The sequence below is a fragment of the Marinobacter goseongensis genome (assembly GCF_023156235.1).
GTDB lineage: Bacteria > Pseudomonadota > Gammaproteobacteria > Pseudomonadales > Oleiphilaceae > Marinobacter > Marinobacter goseongensis.
Genome location: NZ_JAKZAI010000005.1, coordinates 270,075 through 288,297, shown reverse-complemented (window position 1 = coordinate 288,297; position 18,223 = coordinate 270,075). Strand labels below are relative to the sequence as shown.

Below are 18,223 nucleotides of genomic sequence, written 5' to 3'. Positions count from 1 at the left end.
ATTGATATGACAACCAAACCGAAAGTCAGCAAAGCCGAGCTGGCAGAGCAGTTCCGGGCATTCATCGACCCGGACTACGTCATCACCGATGACGAAACCATGAAGCCCTACGAATGCGACGGCATGTCGATGTATTGCGAAATGCCGTTGCTGGTGGTGCTGCCGGAAACCGTTGAACAGGTACAACGGGTGATGCGGATCTGCAATGAAAATGCCGTGCCGGTGGTTGCCCGGGGCGCGGGGACGGGGCTGAGTGCCGGCGCCATGCCGAACAAGGAAGGCGTGGTGCTGTCGCTGGCCAAGTTCAACCGCATCATCCACATCGATCCGCTGGCACGTTCGGCGAGGCTACAACCGGGTGTTCGCAACCTCGCCATCAGTGAGGAAGCGGCGCAATACGGCCTCTACTACGGCCCCGACCCGTCTTCCCAGATCGCCTGCACCATCGGTGGCAACGTGGCCGAGAACTCCGGTGGCGTGCACTGCCTGAAATACGGTCTGACCGTGCACAACATCCTCAGCGTGGAAATGGTCACCGCCGAGGGCGACGTGGTCACCATCGGCAGTGACGGGCTCGACAGCTGTGGCATGGACCTGCTGGCGCTGTTGACCGGATCCGAGGGGCTGCTGGGCGTGGTCACCGAAGTGCAGGTCAAACTGCTGCCCAAGCCGGAAGTGGCGCGGGTGGTGATGGCCGGCTTCGACAGTGTGCAGAAAGGCGGTGACGCCGTGGGCGGTATCATTTCCCATGGCATTATCCCGGGAGGCCTGGAGATGATGGACGGCCACGCCATCATTGCCGCCGACGATTTTGCCCAGGCTGGCTACCCCCGTGACGCCAAGGCCCTGCTGCTGTGCGAGGTGGACGGCACCGAAGAGGAGGTGCTGGAACACATCGCTGAGGCAGAAGAGGTGTTCCGCAAGCTGGGCGCCACCTCCGTGCGCACCTCCCGGAGTGAGGAAGAGCGCGCGCTGCTATGGAAAGGACGCAAGTCCGCATTTCCGGCAGTAGGCCGCATTTCACCGGATTATTACTGCATGGACGGCACCATCCCGCGTCGTGAAATCGCCAACGTACTCACGCAGATGGAGCAGATGTCCGAACAGTTCGGCCTGCGCGTGGCCAACGTGTTTCACGCCGGCGACGGCAACCTGCACCCGCTGATCCTGTTTGACGCCAATGTGCCCGGTGAGTTCGAGCGCACCGAGGCGTTCGGCAGCAGCATTCTCGAACTCTGCGTGAAAGTAGGCGGCTGCATCACCGGTGAGCACGGCGTTGGCGTGGAGAAAGTCCGCCAGATGGCGGTGCAGTTCAACGACGAGGAACTGCAGCAGTTTCACGACGTGAAGGCCGCCTTCGACCCTGCCGGCATCCTCAACCCGGGCAAGGGCGTGCCTGCCCTGCGGTTCTGCCAGGAATACCGCTCACTGGAACACAAACAACACAAGCACGACCATACGGAAGCGGCTCATGGCTGATCATTCCCAACAACTGAAGGAGCAGGTGCTCCAGGCCCGCAATGCCGGCCACAAACTCAACATCGTTGGCGGCGGCACCAAAGCCTTCGTGGGCCGTGCCGCCGATCCGGACGCAGGCACACTGAGTCTCGCCGAGCACAGGGGCATCGTGGACTACCACCCGGTCGAGCTGGTACTCACCGTGCGTGCCGGCACCACCCTCACCGAAATCGAAGCCACCCTCGCCGAAGAAGGGCAGATTCTGCACTTTGAACCGCCACACTTTGGCGATGGCAGCACCATCGGCGGCACCCTGGCCTGCAACCTCTCCGGCCCCGGTCGGCCCTGGGCCGGTTCCGTGCGTGACCAGATATTGGGAGTGCGATTGATCAACGGCAAGGGTGAGCATCTGCGCTTTGGCGGTCAGGTGATGAAAAACGTTGCCGGATACGACGTCTCCCGCCTCCAGGCCGGCGCCATGGGCACTCTCGGCGTGATGACCGAAATCAGCCTGAAAGTTATGCCCAGACCTGCCGCCACCCTGACTCTGGTGCAGGACATGGCGATGGACGACGTCATCCACTACATGAACAGCCGCGCCGCCGAACCCAAACCCATCACCGCCGCCTGCTGGCACGATGACAAAGTATACCTGCGCCTTTCCGGCGCCCGCTCTGCGGTGGAAGCCACGGCCGAAAAATGGACCGGCGAGGTCATGGAAAACGGTGATCCGTTCTGGCGCCAGGTTCAGGATATGCAGCATGATTTCTTCACCGGCGGCGATCCGTTATGGCGCTTCTCCATCGGCTCCACCGCTGCCAACCCCGTGCTCGACGGCGCCTGGCTGATCGACTGGGCCGGTTCCCAGCGCTGGTATCGCGGTAAGGCCGACACCAAACAGATGGAAGCCCTGGCGAAAGCGGCGGGCGGTCAGGTCAGCCTGTTCCGTGGCGGCGATCGGGCAGGGGAGGTGATGCATCACCAGCCGGATGCCCTGAAGGGTATTCAGCGTCGCGTAAAGAACTCGTTCGACCCTGACGGCATATTCAACCCTGGGCGGCTATACAGCTGGCTGTAGTCAACTGAGATGTCCGGGAAGCGCTGGGCTGGCGCTTGAGCACCGAACTTATAGGTAAACCATGCAAACGAATCTAGTACAGCAATTTGCCAACACCCCGGAAGGGCAGGAGGCCGAATCCATCCTGCGGGCCTGCGTCCATTGTGGCTTCTGCACCGCCACCTGTCCGACTTACCAGGAGCTGAACGACGAACGCGACGGCCCCCGCGGCCGCATCTACCTGATGAAAATGTTCCTCGAAGGCGCGGAAGTTACCGAAAAAACCCGCGAGCACTTGGACCGCTGCCTCACCTGCCGCAGCTGCGAGACCACCTGTCCTTCCGGCGTGCAGTACGGCCGCCTGGTGGACATCTGCCGCGGACTGATGGAGCAGGAAATGCCGCGTGCGCCCAAAGACAGGTGGATGCGCTGGGCGCTGGCCCGAGTGATCCCCAATCGCCGGCTGTTCGGACTGTTACTGCGGCTGGGCCAGCTGTTCCGCCCGGCATTGCCGGAAAAACTGCGCACCAAAGTGCCGCCGAGAAAAGCGGCCACCCCCTGGCCGGCGGCCAGCCACAGCCGCATTGTGCTGGCACTGGCCGGCTGTGTTCAGCCATCCGCCACGCCCAACACCAACGCCGCCGCCGCCCGTGTACTCGACCGTCTGGGGATTACCATGGTGGAAGCCCCGGAAGCGGGCTGTTGCGGTGCGGTGAATCACCACCTGTCGGAACATGACAAGGCCCTGGAGCGCATGCGCCAGAACATCGACGCCTGGTGGCCTGCCATCGAAGCCGGCGCTGAGGCCATCATCATGACCGCGTCGGGCTGCGGCGCCATGGTGCAGGACTACGGGCACCTGCTGCAACACGACCCGGTCTACGCCGCCAAGGCGCAAAAGGTCAGCGACCTGACGGTCGATCTTGGCGCCTTCTTGCTCAGCCAGGATCTGGAGAAGCTGAAAGTACGGCAGAACCCGGGCAAGGTCGCTTTCCATTGCCCCTGCACCCTGCAGCACGCCATGAAACAGAACGGCGTGGTGGAGCAGGTGCTGGCGCGGGCCGGTGTGACCCTGGCGGCCACCAAGGACAAGCATCTGTGTTGCGGTTCGGCGGGCACCTACTCGGTGCTGCAGCCGGAACTGAGCCAGAAGCTGCTAGCCAACAAGCTCACGGCGCTCACCGTCGACAATCCGGACCGTATCGTGACGGCCAACATCGGCTGTCAGATGCATCTGGAAACCCGCTCCGCCGTGCCGGTTCAGCACTGGATCGAATTACTGGACCAGTAACATCTGCTATAGTCCCCGGCTCATTTGAAACCACAGGGAGTGGAATCTTATGCCAGGGACCATGGCGCTATTTCTGTTATCTGCATTATTCTCAGCACCCGCCTTTGCCGGTGTTTACTCCTGGACAGACGACCAGGGCGTAGTGCACTTCACCGATACCCAGCCCCGTAACCAGAGCCACGAGACCGTGACGCTGACACAGCCGTCGGTGGTGCCCATGTCAGAAAATCTGGAGCAGGGCAGGCGGGTGAACACGATTCGAAAGGATATCCGCCAGAGTTTGAAGGCGTCGTCGTCACGCACCCGGTCGCGGAGTTCGAGCGGGCTTGCCAGCGCCAGTAACGACAAGCAGTGTGCCGGTTACCGCAAACGCCTCGCCCGTATCCAGCGGCAGCTGCGTGCCGGCTACAGCAACGATCAGGGCAACCGTCTGCGGCGTCAGCGGCGCAGTGTCAGCCAGGCGCTCAGCCGCGAGTGTCTTCTGCAGTAAAACGTCTCGTTGCGCCTGACCTCAGAATGTACTGATCAGCAGATACAGCGTGTAGGCCACGAACGCAGTGATCAACAGGACGCCCTCAACCCGGTTGATGCGCCCCGGCCCGCGAAAGCCGTAGCCCAATGCGAAGAGCGCAAAGGTCAGGCCTGCCATCACCGGGAGGTCCCGCACCAGAACGTCGCCGGCGACCTCCATGGGCGCTATCATGCCGGCGATGCCCACCACCGCAAGGGTGTTGAACATGTTGGAGCCGAGAATGTTACCCAACGCGAGATCGTGTTCACCCTTACGAGCGGCAATCACCGACGATGCCAGTTCCGGCAGGGACGTGCCAATAGCCACGATGGTCAGGCCGATGATCAGGTCGCTGACGCCGAAGGCCGTGGCCAGATCCACAGCGCCCCAGACAAGAATGCGGGAACTGATAATCAGCAGAGCCAGGCCGGCAACCAGCCAGAGCACCGCGTTACGGATGGGCATGACGCGCTCATCGAGCTCGGCGCTGACTTCCAGAGCCAGTGCATCCTGTGGCTTCTTCATGCCGGCCCAGATACTCCAGCCCAGTAACGCGGTAAAGGTCAGCAGCAAGCCCACGGCATCCAGACGGGACAGGCTGCCATCGAGCAGCTGCCAGATGGCGAGCAGGGTGATGCCGGCAAGGATCGGCAGCTCCTTGCGCATGACCTGAGAGTGCACGGCAATGGGCGAGATTATGGCGGTGATGCCGAGTATCAGCGCAATATTGGTAATGTTGGAGCCGTAAGCATTGCCCAGCGCCAGCCCGGGATTGCCCTGCGAGGCTGCCAGCGCGGAAACCACCATTTCCGGGGCCGACGTGCCAAAGCCCACCACCACCATGCCGATCAGCAGCGGCGGCATGCCGAAATGGCGCGCGGTCACCGCGGAGCCCTCGACAAAACGATCGGCACTCCAGACCAGCAGGGCCAGTCCGGCGGCAATGGCAAGCAGAGCTGGAAGCATTATGGATCCTCGCGGTGTCAGTCGGTCACGATCAGAGTGCACAGTCTGCGGTTAACCGACAGTCATTTGCAATCGGCAAGGCAGGGTCAAGAGTGTTGATTGTCACGCCCAGAACCATAGCGGGCGCTGGCACCTTGCGGAAAAGTGCTAAACTGATTGCGCACATTCTCAGCAGCGCCAACAGGAGAAATCTCATGGCCAGTAAACGGGCAAAACCCACTCAGGAAAGCGCCATCAAGCGCGACCTGAAAACACCGAAGTACCAGATGCGAGTGGTTGAGGACAAGAGCAAGTACAAGCGTCAGCGCGACAAGTGTGTGCGGGCGGAGGATTTTCGCAAGGCTGCATGAATGCGGTTTTACGAAAGTCCTCCGTGTTTGCGGCGGTCAATCGCTTTAATTCCAGGCGCAAACCGTTGGGGCAGGGTGAGGAAATAACGGCGGACCAATAACAACAAAGCCCGCACAAGGCGGGCTTCATCAGAATTCTAAATGGTGCCCGGAGGCGGAATCGAACCACCGACACGGGGATTTTCAATCCCCTGCTCTACCAACTGAGCTATCCGGGCGTGTTGCGCGTCTGCTGTGCAACGGGGCGCTATTAAACCGGTTTCACTGTTTTGAGTCAAGGCTGTAAGCCAAATATTTCCGGATCTTTTAGCGGTTGCTCAGGCTTTAATCAATTGCGCCTATTGCTCCGGTGGCACGTAGCCTTCGGCCTTGTCGAACGGCTCGTTATTGAAGAAGCGTTCCATCTGCGCCTGCAGGTATTTGCGGGTGTTCGGGTCCATCAGGCTCAGGTGCTTTTCGTTGATCAGCATGGTTTGCTGGTTCTGCCATTCTTCCCACGCTTTCTTGGAAACGTTCTCCCAGATTTCCTGGCCTTTCTTGCCAGGCATAGGGGGGAAGTCCAGTCCTTCCAGTTCTTGCTGGTATTTGCGGCAGAAAACGGTGCGGCTCATATCGGGTCCTGTTGAATCGGGCGCCGGTTAACCCGGCGCTGTGTCTGACGTTGCGCGATGATAACAGATAAGCCGGTGGTCAGATGAGGGCCGGCTGTTCGGGGTTGGTCAGCAGGTTGCGGATCGGGGCCGGCAAGCCGAGGGTCAGGGCTTCATCCCGGTGCAGCCAGCGCTGGCCGTCGTTGTCACTCACCGTTGTGTTCGTGGAATGGACCGCCAATCTCGCGGGCTGGATGTGCAGGTGGTAATGGCTGAACGTGTGGCGGAAGCCGCCAATCAGTTCCGCATCGCCGCAGGCAAAGCCGAAAGCCTGCCCGCAGGCTTCGGGCAGCTCATCGGCACCCAGGGCCGGGTCCAGTTCCGGCAGGCTCCACAGGCCGCCCCAAATGCCACTGGGTGGGCGTCTTTCCAGCAGGATACGACCTGCATGGTCTTCGAGAATGACCATCCAGGTAATCTTTTCGGGCTTGGCTTTCTTTGGCTTGGAGCCCGGGTACAGGCGGATGTCGTCATTCTCGTAGGCGACACAGCCGCTCTGGAGCGGGCATTGCTGGCATCTCGGGCGGGAGCGGGTACAGACCATGGCGCCCAGGTCCATGATGGCTTGGGTGTAATCGCGAACCCGGCTGTGCGGTGTGTGTTGCTCGGCGTGCTGCCAGAGCGTGTTCAGTACGCTGGTTTGTCCGGGCCAACCCGGTACGGCGTGGTAGCGTGCCAGTACCCTTTTGACGTTGCCATCAAGAATGGCAGCGCGCTTGCCGAACGCCTGCGCCAGAATGGCGGCGGCGGTGGAGCGGCCGATCCCGGTCAGCGCTTCCAGTTGCTGCTGATCGTCGGGAAATTCACCGCTGAACTCGTTGACCACGGCTCTCGCCGCTTTCTGCAGGTTGCGGGCCCGGGCGTAATAGCCCAGTCCGGACCAGTGGCTGAGTACATCGTCCTCGGGGGCCGCCGCCAGCGTTTCCACATCCGGGAAGCGAGCCATGAAAGCCTCGAAGTAGGGAATGACCGTGGCGACCTGGGTCTGCTGGAGCATGATCTCCGATACCCAGACCCGGTAGGCACTACGATTGTGGTGCCACGGCAGGTCGTGCCTGCCGTGCTGGTCGTACCAGGCCAGAAGCTCCCGGGCAAACCGGTCGCTCATCGGTTGAACAGGCCTTTGACCGCATCCTTGATCTTGCCGCCTTCTTCGCCCAGCTTCTCATCGATTTTCTCGCGGGCTTTCTCTTCCGCCTTGGCTTTGGCGCGGTCGGTTTCCTCTTTCACTTTGGCGCGTGCCGCATTGGCTGCAATGTCCTTGATGGTGTCGCGGAAGCGTGAACCGTCGAAAGAGCACAGGCCTGCAGGATCCTCGGAGAAGTTGCCGCGGCATTCGACCGGAATCACCACGTTTTTTACGTACTCGGTTACGCGGCAGGCTTCGTCGCGGTGGATCTCACCCACCACTTTCAGGCCGATCTCGTAGTCCAGCTCGGTTTTTTCCAGATCCACGGTGCCATTACCCTCCAGACGCATACCGGCGAGCGCCGCCACCAGGTCGGTGTTGTTCAGGGTATTGCCATCAATCTTGAGCGTGCCCTTCATGTCATTGAATGGCGTTGTAGTACCCCAGTCGTTGGCACTCAGGGTGTCCTGGTTCGCCAGCGCAATGCCCTGGCAGGCCATGCGGGTCAGGTTCATCTGGCGGAATTCGCCCTCGGCGAGGTTGAAGCTGATATCGCCTTTGGCATTGTTCCGCAGTGCAGAGATGCGGTTGCCTGCGGTTCTGATATCCAGATTCAGGTTGGCGCCGCCTGAAAGCATGTCGACCTCTGCGAGGTCGGTCAGCAGGGGCAGCGTCTGCACGTTGACTACTTTGGAGCCGATAGCCCATGTGGGATTGTCTTTGCGGGCATCCAGCGTGACGTTGGCGTCGAAGCTGCCGTAGTAGAGCTTGCCGCTGAACTCCTCCACTTTCATCAGACCGTCTTTCGCTGTGATGGACGACTTGATTTCATTGATGTTGAGGTTGCTGATGACCAGCTCGCCCAGGCCAAGGTCAATGTCCAGCAGCAGGGTGCGCAGGGTTTCCAGTGGCAGCAGGTCGGACTCTTCCGGGGCGCCTGCGGCAGCCGTGGCCTGCTCACCAGCGTCGCCGTCCTGAGCGGCGTCGGACGATTCCTCGGAAGCGGTCTCGCCTTCCTCCGCTTTCGGTGGCAGGTAGCGATCTGCGTTGATGGCATCACCCTGCAGAGCTAGCACCACTGCGCTGTTGTTGAGGGTGTAGCTGCCGCCGCCAGTGAAGGTAGTGTCGTCGAGGCTGATGGTCAATTCGCTCAGTGCCACGGTGCCGGCCGGCCCACCAATCTGAGTAGAGAAGGCAATGGCTTCGAGTACGTCCGGATCGTCGGTCTCAATGGCGGGCTGGCCAAGGGCCGCGAGCAGCTTCTTCAGCGAGAACTGGTCAATGCTCATTTCGCCCTTCAGCTCGGGCTTGTCGCCGAAGCCGTTAACCGCCAGATCGGCATTCAGTTTCAGATCCGCGAGGCTGGCGGTGAAGCCGTTAAGCGTGGCGGTTTCGTTCTCCAGATTAGCTTCAACGGCGCCAGCCAGCTTGGCGGTAACGGATTTGCCGCCGAACGGCTCGCCGTTCATGTCGAAGGTCGCGTCCAGTTCCGAAATGCCGAACTCGTTCAGGGCCTCGTTGGCCGCAAGGCGGGCACTGAGGCGGCCGTCTACGGCAAACTGGGGCTGGTTGGTTTCGAAACGGAAGCTGATGTCCAGCGGAAAGCTGCTGCCCAGGGTGATCTCGCTGGCGTTGACCGTGAAGTCTTCCAGGGTCACGGATTGACCGGTGCTCGCGTCGTTGTAATGAATCTGAGCGTTGCTGATTTGCACATTCTCCACGTTGAAGTTCAGCGGCTCACTGTCGCCGGCCGGTGCTTCGGTGTCCGCCGATTCAGTTGCCTGTTTATCAGCCGCTGCCTGCTCCTGTGCCGCGGTGTCCTCCCCGGTGGCGTCACCCTCAGGCATGATGCGTGTCCAGTTGCCGTTGCCGTCTTTGTCAACGTTCAGGCGGGCATCAAGCCCGTCAAGCAGGAAGGTGTTGACCCGCGGTGACATGGCAATGAGCGACCAGAAATCCACCTGGGCCACGAGTTGGTCCAGGCGCACAAAGCGCTCGCCTTCCAGCATGGCTTCCACATTGTTGAGCTCAAGGCCCAGAGGAATGAACGACCAGCCGATGTCGCCCTCCAGGATCAGATCAAGGTTGGTGGCATCTTCGGCCGCCTTCTCGATCTGGGGTTTGTAGGTGTTGGGGTCGATGACCAGAACGGCGACGGCCACGGCTGCAATAGCCAGCACGATAAGGCCGACAATGGCGAGGGCGATGTAGCGAACAGCTTTCATATTTCAGGCTTCCTTCCATTTGATGCGTTCAGGTGCCGCAAAGTGAGTAAACCTAAGGATAACGCAGGGGTAACAAAATAAAAGCGCCGATGTATGACAATACGGTATTGATAGGCCAAAATAGGCACACTGTTTTTTCATATTGTCCTGAAGACAAACCTACAACGATAAAAAGGAGTTGGCTGTGGCTATCACTGTATCGATCGAACTGAACCGGGAACTTGAAATACCGGGCGGTTACGATGAAGTATTCGATCTGTTGGCCGATGTGCCCCGCTCTGCGAGTCACTTCCCGAAAGTCGACAAGCTGGTGGATCTGGGCGACAACACGTACCGCTGGGAAATGGAAAAAGTGGGCGTGGACAAGCATGCGATCCAGTCCGTGTACGCGTGCAAGTACGCGGCAGACAAAGACGGCGGCCGCATCACCTGGGAACCGGTCAAGGGTGAGGGTAACGGGGTGGTTCGGGGCTCCTGGACCCTCAAGGCCAAGGGTGATAACGCCACCGCGGTCAGGTTCCAGACCCGTGCAGAACTCACGGTGCCGCTGCCGAGCCTGCTGAAGCTGGCGATCAGCCCGGTGATCAAGCACGAGTTCAACAGCCTGGTGGATACCTACATGAACAACCTGAAGAAGGCGTTCTGAGCACCCCGGCTATCGACACCGTCATTGTGGGACTCCGGGATCCAGAAAAGGTATAATCCGCCAATCAACATTTTCCGGCATTGTGCCCTTTATAACCTGGAGTCCCCATGGCCGAACGTAAGGCTCGGGTAGAAAGAAATACCCTCGAAACCCAGATCACTGTCGAGATCAATCTCGATGGCACCGGTACGTCTTCTTTTGATACCGGCGTGCCGTTCCTCGAGCACATGATGGACCAGATCGCCCGCCACGGGCTGGTGGATCTGAACATCGTCTCCAAGGGCGATCTCCACATCGACGATCACCACACCGTGGAAGACATCGGTATTACCCTGGGGCAGGCGTTCCGGCAGGCAGTGGGTGACAAGAAAGGTATCCGTCGTTACGGTCATGCTTACGTGCCGCTGGATGAAGCCCTGTCCCGGGTGGTAATCGACCTGTCCGGGCGTCCGGGCCTGATGATGGACGTTCCCTACACCCGCGGCTCCGTGGGCGGCTTTGATGTGGATCTGTTCGCGGAGTTCTTTCAAGGCTTTGTGAATCATTCCATGGTGACCCTGCACATCGATAACCTGAAAGGCAAGAACACCCACCACCAGATCGAAACGGTGTTCAAGGCTTTCGGCCGTGCCCTGCGCATGGCCATCGAGATGGACGAGCGTATGGCGGGTATTACCCCGTCCACCAAAGGCTCTCTGTAAACGGTCATCCAAGGACACCGCATCAACCATGAAAACCGTTGCCATCATCGACTACGGCATGGGCAACCTGCACTCTGCCAAAAAAGCGGTAGAGCACGTAGCCCCGGACACCACCGTACTGGTCACTGACAACGCCGAAACCATCCGCGAAGCCGACCGGGTGATCCTGCCCGGCGTCGGCGCTATCCGGGACTGTATGGCCGAAATCCGCCGCCTGGGTGTCGACACCCTGGTGCGCGAGGTGTCGCAGGATCGCCCGTTTCTGGGTATCTGCGTGGGCATGCAGGCACTGATGTCCCGCAGCGAAGAAAACGGCGGCGTCGACTGCATCGGGCTGTTCCCCTCGGAAGTACGCTACTTTGGCGATGACCTGAGCGAGAACGGTGAGCGCCTGAAAGTGCCTCACATGGGCTGGAACGAGGTCTACCAGACCTTCGAACATCCGCTGTGGCAAAACATCCCCGACGGCGACCGTTTCTATTTTGTGCACAGCTACTACGCCGAGGCCGAGGGCAATGCCGATATGGCCGGCCGCACGCGTTACGGTGTGGATCTGGCCGCCGCGGTGGCAAAAGACAACATTTTTGCAGCGCAGTTCCACCCGGAGAAAAGCGCCCGGGCGGGGCTGCAGTTACTGAAAAACTTTACTGACTGGACCGGAACATGCTGATTATCCCCGCCATTGATCTGAAAGACGGCAAGTGCGTGCGCCTGCGCCAGGGCCGCATGGACGATTCCACTGTGTTCGGTGACGATCCCGTGGATATGGCCACCCGCTGGGTGGACGCCGGCGCCCGCCGCCTGCACCTGGTGGATCTGAACGGCGCATTTGCCGGCGAGCCGGTGAATGGCGAAATTGTTCAGGCTATTGCCCGCAAGTATCCGGACCTGCCGATCCAGATCGGCGGTGGCATCCGTTCCGCCGACACCATCGAAGCTTACCTGAAGGCCGGTGTGCAGTGGGTGATCATCGGTACCAAAGCGGTGAAAGAGCCCGAGTTTGTCACCGAGATGTGCAAAAAATTCCCGGGCCACATCATTGTGGGTCTGGACGCCAAAGACGGCCGTGTTGCCACCGACGGCTGGGCGGAAGTGTCGGAAGTGATGGCCACCGATCTGGCCAAGCGCTTTGCCAATGATGGCGTGGATTCCATCGTCTACACCGACATCAGCCGCGATGGCATGATGCAGGGCGTGAACGTGGAAGCGACAGCGGAGCTGGCGGAAGCCGGCGGTATTCCGGTGATCGCCTCCGGCGGTGTCACCAACATGGATGACCTCAAGCGTCTGGCTACCGTGGCCGACAAAGGCATCCTCGGTGCCATCACCGGCCGCGCCATCTACGAAGGCACTCTGGATGTGGCAGAGGCCCAGGCCTATTGCGACAGCCTCCAGGCATAAGGATACCGACGATGGCACTGGCCAAACGCATTATCCCCTGCCTCGACGTGGACAAGGGCCGCGTGGTAAAAGGCGTGAATTTTGTCGATATCCGTGATGCCGGAGACCCGGTGGAAGTGGCCCGTAAATACAACGAGCAGGGCGCCGACGAAATCACCTTCCTGGACATCACTGCCAGCCACGAGAGCCGCGAGACCACCTATGAAACCGTGGAACGCATGGCCAGCCAGGTGTTTATCCCGCTGACTGTCGGGGGTGGCGTGCGTACCGTCGAGGACATTCGCAAGCTGCTGAATGCCGGCGCCGATAAGGTCTCGATCAACACCGCGGCGGTGTTCAATCCGGAATTTGTGCGCGAAGCGGCGGAGCGGTTCGGTCGTCAGTGCATCGTGGTGGCGATTGACGCCAAACGGGTGTCGGCAGACGGTGAAGCCCCGCGCTGGGAAATATTTACCCACGGTGGTCGCAAGCCCACCGGGCTGGATGTGGTGGCGTGGGCCCGGAAAATGACAGAGATGGGCGCTGGTGAGTTATTGCTGACCAGTATGGATCGTGACGGCACCAAGATCGGTTTTGATCTGGGTCTGACCCGCGCGGTCAGCGATGCGGTGTCGGTGCCGGTGATTGCCTCCGGTGGCGTCGGCGAGTTGCAGCATCTGGCGGACGGCGTCACCGAAGGCGGTGCGGACGCGGTGCTGGCGGCGTCGATTTTCCACTTTGGCCAGCACACTATTCCCGAAGCGAAGGCGTTTATGAAAGCCCAGGGGATTGAGGTAAGGGAATAATCTATTCTTTCCGGGCGTAAGCAGGCCTTATGGTCTGCTTTTCGCCTTCCGCAAACATTGGGCGGTTGTTGTTTCTCATCGCCCACAGACCACTCACGGTGGCCACCGCAATGCCCTGTTCATCCAGCATCGGCAGATGCTTCTCCAGATAGTCCACGGTGACCTTGTGCGGGTGGCCAATGCCCACGGCACTGCCGTTTTCCCTCGCCCGCTTGATCAATAGCTTGAACTGCCGATCCACGTACTCCTCGGTTTGCTCGTGATCCAGAAACACATCACGGGTCAGGGTGGGAATGCGATAGGCATCGGCCACCTCACCGGCGATGGACGATGCGATGGTGCGGCTGTCGACAAAGTACACCGGGTACCGGTCCAGCTCCGACATCACCCAATCCATCGCCTTGAGCTGCTGGGTCAGCAGGCTGCCCATGTGGTTGTTGACGCCTTTGACGTGGGGGATGGACTGCAGCGCCCGGCGAAGGGTGCCTTTCAGGCTCTGTGAATCCATATCCGATGTCAGCCCGCCGGGTCCGAGCCCGAAATTACGGGTGTTGGCCATGGGGGCGTGCAGCATGATTTCTTTCTGTCTCTGATGGGCCAGCTTTGCCAGTGGCACGGTGTGCCGGCGGTAGGGCAGAAAGGCCAGGGTCACCGGCTGCTCGAGATTGACCAGCCGCGTGCCTTCGTGAAGATTGTGCCCCATATCATCAATGATGATGGCGATGGTGGGCGGCATTTGCCCGGCATCGCGAGGGCCGGGGGTATCTGCCCTGACGGAGGATGCCACCAGAGTCGCGGCAACCAGAATAAGCAGTCGTTTCAAGGGCATCAATCCATGCTGGTCCGGTCAGAGCCGTTGTTGCGCTTGTCCAGAATGCGCAGCCCCTTGAGCAGGTTGAGCGCCGAGCGCAGCTGATAATCACGCTCGGCCGCGGAGGCGTTCTGAGCCTGTCCCGCCGCGTTGTCCTCGCCCTCGCCCTCCAGATGACCACTCAGATCAGCCTCGGTAAAGAAGGGGCCACCCTCGATCTCCTGCAGTTCGGCGGGCTTGACCTCAATGTCGGGCCTGATGCCTTTGGCCTGAATCGAGCGGCCATCCGGCGTGTAGTAGCGGGCCGTGGTCATCTTGATGGCGTGGGTCTCATCCAGCGGAATAACGGTCTGCACGCTGCCTTTGCCGAACGATTGAGTGCCCATGACCACCGCGCGCTCGTGGTCCTGGAGGGCACCCGCAAGGATTTCGGAGGCCGAGGCCGAGCCTCCGTTGATCAGTACCACAATTGGGGTGCCTTCCATCAGGTCGCCGGCCTTGGCATTGAAACGAAGGCGGGAGCTCTGGATGCGGCCTTCGGTGTAGACGATCAGTCCCTCGTCCAGCAAGGCATCCGCGGCTTCAACTGCAGCCTGCAATATGCCGCCGGGATTGTTTCGCAAATCGATGACCAGGCCGTCGAGGTCTTTGCCGTAATCTTCCTCGAGCTTGTTCAGGGTGTCCTTGAACTGGGTGCCGGTATCGGCCTGGAACTGTGTGATCCGCACGTAGCCATAGCCGTTGTCGATCAGCCGTGACTTGATGCTGGTGACCTTGATGATGTCGCGCTCAACGTCGATTTCGATGGGTGCGCTCTCGCCTTCACGCATGATGGTGAGGGTGAGGACGGAGCCGGGCTTGCCACGCATCAGCTTGACAGCTTCCCCCAGCGACATGCCCTTGACCGGCTGGTCGCCAAGCTTGATGATCAGGTCTCCTGCCTGCACGCCGGCTTTCTGGGCCGGGGTGTCATCAATCGGGGCAATAACTTTTACGAAGCCGTCTTCCATGCCCACTTCGATGCCGAGCCCGCCAAACTCGCCGGAAGTGCTTTCTTCCAGCTGCTCATAATCTTTCGGGGCCAGGTACGTGGAATGGGGGTCGAGTTCTGACAGCATGCCCTTGATCGCGCTCTCCAGCAGTTCGCGATCGTCAACTTCTTCCACATAGGCGTCTTTGATGCGGCTGAACACCTCGGTGAATTTGCGCAGGTCGTCCAGCGGAAGCTGCTCTTCCGGGTCGGGTAACTGAATCTGGACCCGTTCACCGTTCTGCACGCCCTCAAGCAGTTCATCGGTTCGGTCATCAGATGCCTGGGCGTGGCTGAGGCCGGGAAGTGCAACAAAGCAGGCAATCAGAGTCAGTGCGCGGATGGTGTTGGCATGATGTGTACTTCTGGCCCGTCTCATTCACTTATCCTGTGTTTATTCCGATGGTTGAACAGTTCCCTGCCCGTCCGGACAGTATGGCGTTACTGTCCCGGTTTGTCAGCCCTTGGCCATCCGGCCCAGGAGGGGTCTCACTTGCCGAGCCAGCCGCGGGGGTTGACCGGTTTGCCGTTGTGGCGGATTTCAAAATAGAGTGCGGGATCTTCGGTGCCGCCGGTGCGGCCGGCGGCGGCGATGGTCTGGCCGGCGTCCACCCAGTCTCCGGGACTGGTGAACAGGCTGCTGCTGTGACCATAAAGTGTCATGTAGCCGTCACCGTGGTCGACAATCGTCATCAGCCCGAAGCCCCTGAGCCAATTGGCAAACACCACCCGGCCATAATGAATGGCGCGGATGTCGGCGCCTTCTGTGGTGTTCATCATCAGGCCGTTGCGGCGCAGTTTGCCGTCGGCATAGCGCTCGCCGAAATTGCTGAACACCTTGCCTTTGGCCGGCCAGGGCAGCTTGTTACGTAGAGATTTGAACGGCTTGGATTCGTTGGGTGACGGTATGCTGGCGATGGCTTCCTCCACCTCCCGCAGCAGCAGCTCCAGGCGCTCCCGGTCAGCCTCCAGCTCTTCCCGCACGCCTTTGCGGTCGCTGATCTCGGAATTCAGTGAGGCGAGGGTTTTCTGGCGCTTGGACTTGTTGGCCGTCAGTTCCTGTTGGCGTTGTTCAACGTCCTTTTCCAGCTTGCCAAGGCGAACGCGGGTGACCTGAACGTCCTGACGGGTTTCACGCAACTGCCGGAGATTCTCGTTGAACACTTCCAGCCGCTGTACTGTGTCCCGGCTCAGATACTCGTAGTAGGTCATGGTGCGGGCGATCCTGTCCGGATCAATTTCATTGAGCAGAACTTTGACCGCTGGCGCGTCGCCTTCCATCCAGGCGGCGCGGATCTGCTTTTTCAGGCTTTGGCGCTGGCTTGCCAGGGTTCGGGTGAGGTCGGTTTCCTGTTTTTCGAGGTCTTTCAGGCGTTGTTGCTGTTCTTTCGTCTGCTGCCGCAGCTCCCGCCGTTCGCGGGTCAGCCGGCCGATGTCCCGCTCAAGGTCCGTCAGCTGCCGTTCCAGTGAGGAGCGATTCTTTTCGGCTTTCGCCAGCCATTGGTCAATGTCGGCGATCTGTTCCTTCAGGGCCCTGATCTGGCCGGGAGTCACTTCTTCCTCGGCCACTGCCGGCAGGGCACTGCAGAGCAGTGCCGCTATCAGCAGCAGTCGGGTCAGCAAAGGCCGGATCAATCGATGTCTACCAGGCTGTGCCCGGTCATTTCCGCTGGTTGCTCCAGGCCCATCAGGGTCAGCAGTGATGGCGCCACATCGCTCAGACTGCCATCATCCTTCAGGTTGATCTTGCGGTGCCCGGTGTACACCAACGGCACCGGGCCGATGGTGTGGGCAGTGTGAACCTGGCCGGAGCTGGGGTCGGTCATCTGCTCGCAGTTGCCGTGATCGGCGGTGATCAGCGCCTCACCGCCAACTTCATCCAGCGCCTCGACAACGCGTTTGACGCACTGGTCCAGACATTCGGCGGCCTTGATGGCCGCATCCAGCTTGCCCGTGTGACCGACCATGTCGCCGTTGGCGTAGTTGCAGATCACCAGGTCATACTTGCCGCTCTTGATCGCCTCGACCAGTTTGTCGGTCACTTCGGGGGCGCTCATCTCCGGTTGCAAATCGTAGGTTGCCACCTTGGGGGAGGGCACCAGAATACGATCTTCACCCTCGAACGGCGTTTCCAGGCCGCCGTTAAAGAAGAAGGTTACGTGGGCGTATTTCTCGGTTTCGGAGATGCGCAGCTGGGTTTTTCCCAGCGCCGAGACGTATTCGCCCAGACCGTTGCTCAGATGCTCCGGCGGGTAGGCGCAGGCGGTTCTGATATCAGCCGCGTACTCGGTCAGCATCACAAAATCCGCCAGTTCCGGATGTTTGCGACGATCGAAACCATCAAACTGCTTGTCCACGAAGGTGCGTGTCATTTCGCGGGCGCGGTCGGCACGGAAGTTCATGAACAGCACCGCGTCGCCGTCGTTGATGGTGCCTTCTGGCTCACCGGCACTGTGAATGCGGGTGGGTTTGACGAACTCGTCGTTTTCACCGCGCTCGTAGGCCTGCTCCAGAGCCGACATCGGGTCCGCTGCCACAAACTCGCCATCACCCTGGGTCATCAGGTTGTAAGCCGCTTCCACGCGGTCCCAGCGGTTGTCGCGGTCCATGGCGTAGTAGCGTCCAACAATGGAGGCAACACGACCCACACCCAGGCTCTTCAGTTTGGCGGAGGCTTTTTCCAGCGACGGCTTGGCGCTGCGCGGTGGCATGTCGCGACCGTCCAGGAAGGCGTGAATATACACTTCCTTCGCGCCCCGGGCGGCGGCCATCTCGGCCGTTGCCATAATATGATCCTCGTGACTATGCACACCGCCCGGTGACAGCAGCCCCATGAGATGAACGGCACGTCCATTACCTACGGCTTTGTCGATAGCGGCACACAGTGTCGGGTTTTTTGCGAAGGTGCCGTCTTCAACGTCTTTGTCGATGCGGGTCAGGCTCTGATACACCACGCGGCCGGCACCCAGGTTCATATGACCAACTTCGGAGTTGCCCATCTGGCCCTGGGGCAGCCCCACAAACATACCGGAGGTGTTGATCAGGGTTTTCGGCTGTTGCTGCCAGAGCTTGTCCCAGAAGGGGGTGTTGGCGTTGCTGATGGCATTGTCGTCGGCTGGGTCGCGGTGACCCCAGCCGTCCAGAATAATCAGTGCAGTCGGCTTACGCGTCGCAGTCATCACTTGATCCGGTATGGTTTTGAAGTTTGTAAA

18 protein-coding genes and 1 tRNA gene are annotated in these 18,223 nt (G+C 60.3%); 10 read left to right on the top strand and 9 right to left on the bottom strand.

All coding sequences use genetic code 11. The annotated features are described in order from the left end of the window. Positions 1 to 6 precede the first annotated feature (6 nt). The 4 genes from MLC70_RS06460 to MLC70_RS06445 all read left to right on the top strand — a co-directional run bounded on the left by MLC70_RS06460 (position 7) and on the right by MLC70_RS06445 (position 4,296). Positions 7 to 1,479, top strand: a complete 1,473-nt coding sequence (locus tag MLC70_RS06460) for an FAD-linked oxidase C-terminal domain-containing protein (RefSeq protein ID WP_248182357.1) — start codon at positions 7 to 9, stop codon at positions 1,477 to 1,479. Next, entirely contained in the window at positions 1,472 to 2,536 is a 1,065-nt protein-coding gene (gene glcE / locus MLC70_RS06455; protein ID WP_248182355.1) for a glycolate oxidase subunit GlcE, read from the top strand. The genes MLC70_RS06460 and glcE overlap by 8 nt, the downstream gene beginning before the upstream one ends. 61 nt (positions 2,537 to 2,597) lie before the next feature. After that, complete coding sequence (gene glcF / locus MLC70_RS06450; RefSeq protein ID WP_248182353.1) at positions 2,598 to 3,806, top strand: glycolate oxidase subunit GlcF; 1,209 nt, start codon at positions 2,598 to 2,600, stop codon at positions 3,804 to 3,806. A 49-nt stretch (positions 3,807 to 3,855) separates the two neighbouring features. Further along, positions 3,856 to 4,296 (top strand): DUF4124 domain-containing protein, encoded by a 441-nt coding sequence (locus MLC70_RS06445; RefSeq protein ID WP_248182351.1) that lies wholly within the window; start codon positions 3,856 to 3,858, stop codon positions 4,294 to 4,296. A gap of 21 nt (positions 4,297 to 4,317) precedes the next feature. Here the strand turns inward: MLC70_RS06445 and MLC70_RS06440 are convergent, their stop codons facing one another. Then, positions 4,318 to 5,283, bottom strand: coding sequence for a calcium/sodium antiporter (locus tag MLC70_RS06440; protein ID WP_248182349.1), 966 nt, complete (start codon positions 5,281 to 5,283; stop codon positions 4,318 to 4,320). 194 nt (positions 5,284 to 5,477) lie between these two features. Between MLC70_RS06440 and MLC70_RS06435 the strand changes: the two genes are divergently transcribed. Then, positions 5,478 to 5,633, top strand: coding sequence for a hypothetical protein (locus MLC70_RS06435; RefSeq protein WP_248182347.1), 156 nt, complete (start codon positions 5,478 to 5,480; stop codon positions 5,631 to 5,633). A 142-nt stretch (positions 5,634 to 5,775) separates the two neighbouring features. Here MLC70_RS06435 and MLC70_RS06430 read toward each other — a convergent pair. From MLC70_RS06430 to MLC70_RS06415, 4 genes are all read right to left on the bottom strand, one after another. Then, positions 5,776 to 5,851: transfer RNA gene (locus MLC70_RS06430), tRNA-Phe, on the bottom strand. 120 nt (positions 5,852 to 5,971) lie between these two features. Beyond that, positions 5,972 to 6,244, bottom strand: a complete 273-nt coding sequence (locus MLC70_RS06425) for an oxidative damage protection protein (RefSeq protein WP_248182345.1) — start codon at positions 6,242 to 6,244, stop codon at positions 5,972 to 5,974. A 79-nt stretch (positions 6,245 to 6,323) separates the two neighbouring features. Beyond that, positions 6,324 to 7,391, bottom strand: a complete 1,068-nt coding sequence (gene mutY, locus MLC70_RS06420; protein WP_248182344.1) for an A/G-specific adenine glycosylase — start codon at positions 7,389 to 7,391, stop codon at positions 6,324 to 6,326. After that, entirely contained in the window at positions 7,388 to 9,637 is a 2,250-nt protein-coding gene (locus MLC70_RS06415; protein ID WP_248182343.1) for an AsmA family protein, read from the bottom strand. Before MLC70_RS06415 ends, mutY begins: the two co-directional genes overlap by 4 nt. Positions 9,638 to 9,821: 184 nt before the next feature. On the opposite strand from MLC70_RS06415, the gene MLC70_RS06410 reads away from it, so the two are divergent. The 5 genes from MLC70_RS06410 (at position 9,822) to hisF (ending at position 13,170) form a co-directional block, all read left to right on the top strand. Next, positions 9,822 to 10,283: an SRPBCC family protein gene (locus MLC70_RS06410; RefSeq protein WP_248182342.1), complete on the top strand. Its 462-nt coding sequence runs from the start codon at positions 9,822 to 9,824 to the stop codon at positions 10,281 to 10,283. 107 nt (positions 10,284 to 10,390) lie between these two features. After that, positions 10,391 to 10,984 (top strand): imidazoleglycerol-phosphate dehydratase HisB, encoded by a 594-nt coding sequence (gene hisB, locus MLC70_RS06405; RefSeq protein WP_248182341.1) that lies wholly within the window; start codon positions 10,391 to 10,393, stop codon positions 10,982 to 10,984. Positions 10,985 to 11,012: 28 nt separating this feature from the next. Further along, the gene (hisH, locus tag MLC70_RS06400) at positions 11,013 to 11,654 is read left to right on the top strand and encodes an imidazole glycerol phosphate synthase subunit HisH (RefSeq protein ID WP_248182340.1); all 642 of its coding nucleotides are present in this window, start codon (positions 11,013 to 11,015) and stop codon (positions 11,652 to 11,654) included. Further along, entirely contained in the window at positions 11,648 to 12,385 is a 738-nt protein-coding gene (hisA, locus tag MLC70_RS06395; RefSeq protein WP_248182339.1) for a 1-(5-phosphoribosyl)-5-[(5-phosphoribosylamino)methylideneamino]imidazole-4-carboxamide isomerase, read from the top strand. Before hisH ends, hisA begins: the two co-directional genes overlap by 7 nt. Positions 12,386 to 12,396: 11 nt before the next feature. Further along, positions 12,397 to 13,170 (top strand): imidazole glycerol phosphate synthase subunit HisF, encoded by a 774-nt coding sequence (gene hisF / locus MLC70_RS06390; RefSeq protein WP_248182337.1) that lies wholly within the window; start codon positions 12,397 to 12,399, stop codon positions 13,168 to 13,170. A gap of 1 nt (position 13,171) precedes the next feature. Here hisF and MLC70_RS06385 read toward each other — a convergent pair whose 3' ends face one another. The 4 genes from MLC70_RS06385 to gpmM form a co-directional block, all read right to left on the bottom strand. Beyond that, a complete protein-coding gene (locus MLC70_RS06385; RefSeq protein WP_248182335.1) occupies positions 13,172 to 13,999 on the bottom strand; it encodes a divergent polysaccharide deacetylase family protein in 828 nt (275 codons plus the stop codon). Further along, positions 13,999 to 15,390, bottom strand: coding sequence for a S41 family peptidase (locus MLC70_RS06380; RefSeq protein WP_248182333.1), 1,392 nt, complete (start codon positions 15,388 to 15,390; stop codon positions 13,999 to 14,001). The genes MLC70_RS06385 and MLC70_RS06380 overlap by 1 nt, the downstream gene beginning before the upstream one ends. 110 nt (positions 15,391 to 15,500) lie before the next feature. After that, positions 15,501 to 16,646, bottom strand: coding sequence for a murein hydrolase activator EnvC family protein (locus MLC70_RS06375; protein WP_427902091.1), 1,146 nt, complete (start codon positions 16,644 to 16,646; stop codon positions 15,501 to 15,503). Continuing rightward, on the bottom strand, positions 16,643 to 18,190 hold the full coding sequence (gene gpmM / locus MLC70_RS06370) for a 2,3-bisphosphoglycerate-independent phosphoglycerate mutase (RefSeq protein ID WP_248182330.1): 1,548 nt from the start codon (positions 18,188 to 18,190) through the stop codon (positions 16,643 to 16,645). Before gpmM ends, MLC70_RS06375 begins: the two co-directional genes overlap by 4 nt. Between the last annotated feature and the right edge of the window lie 33 nt (positions 18,191 to 18,223).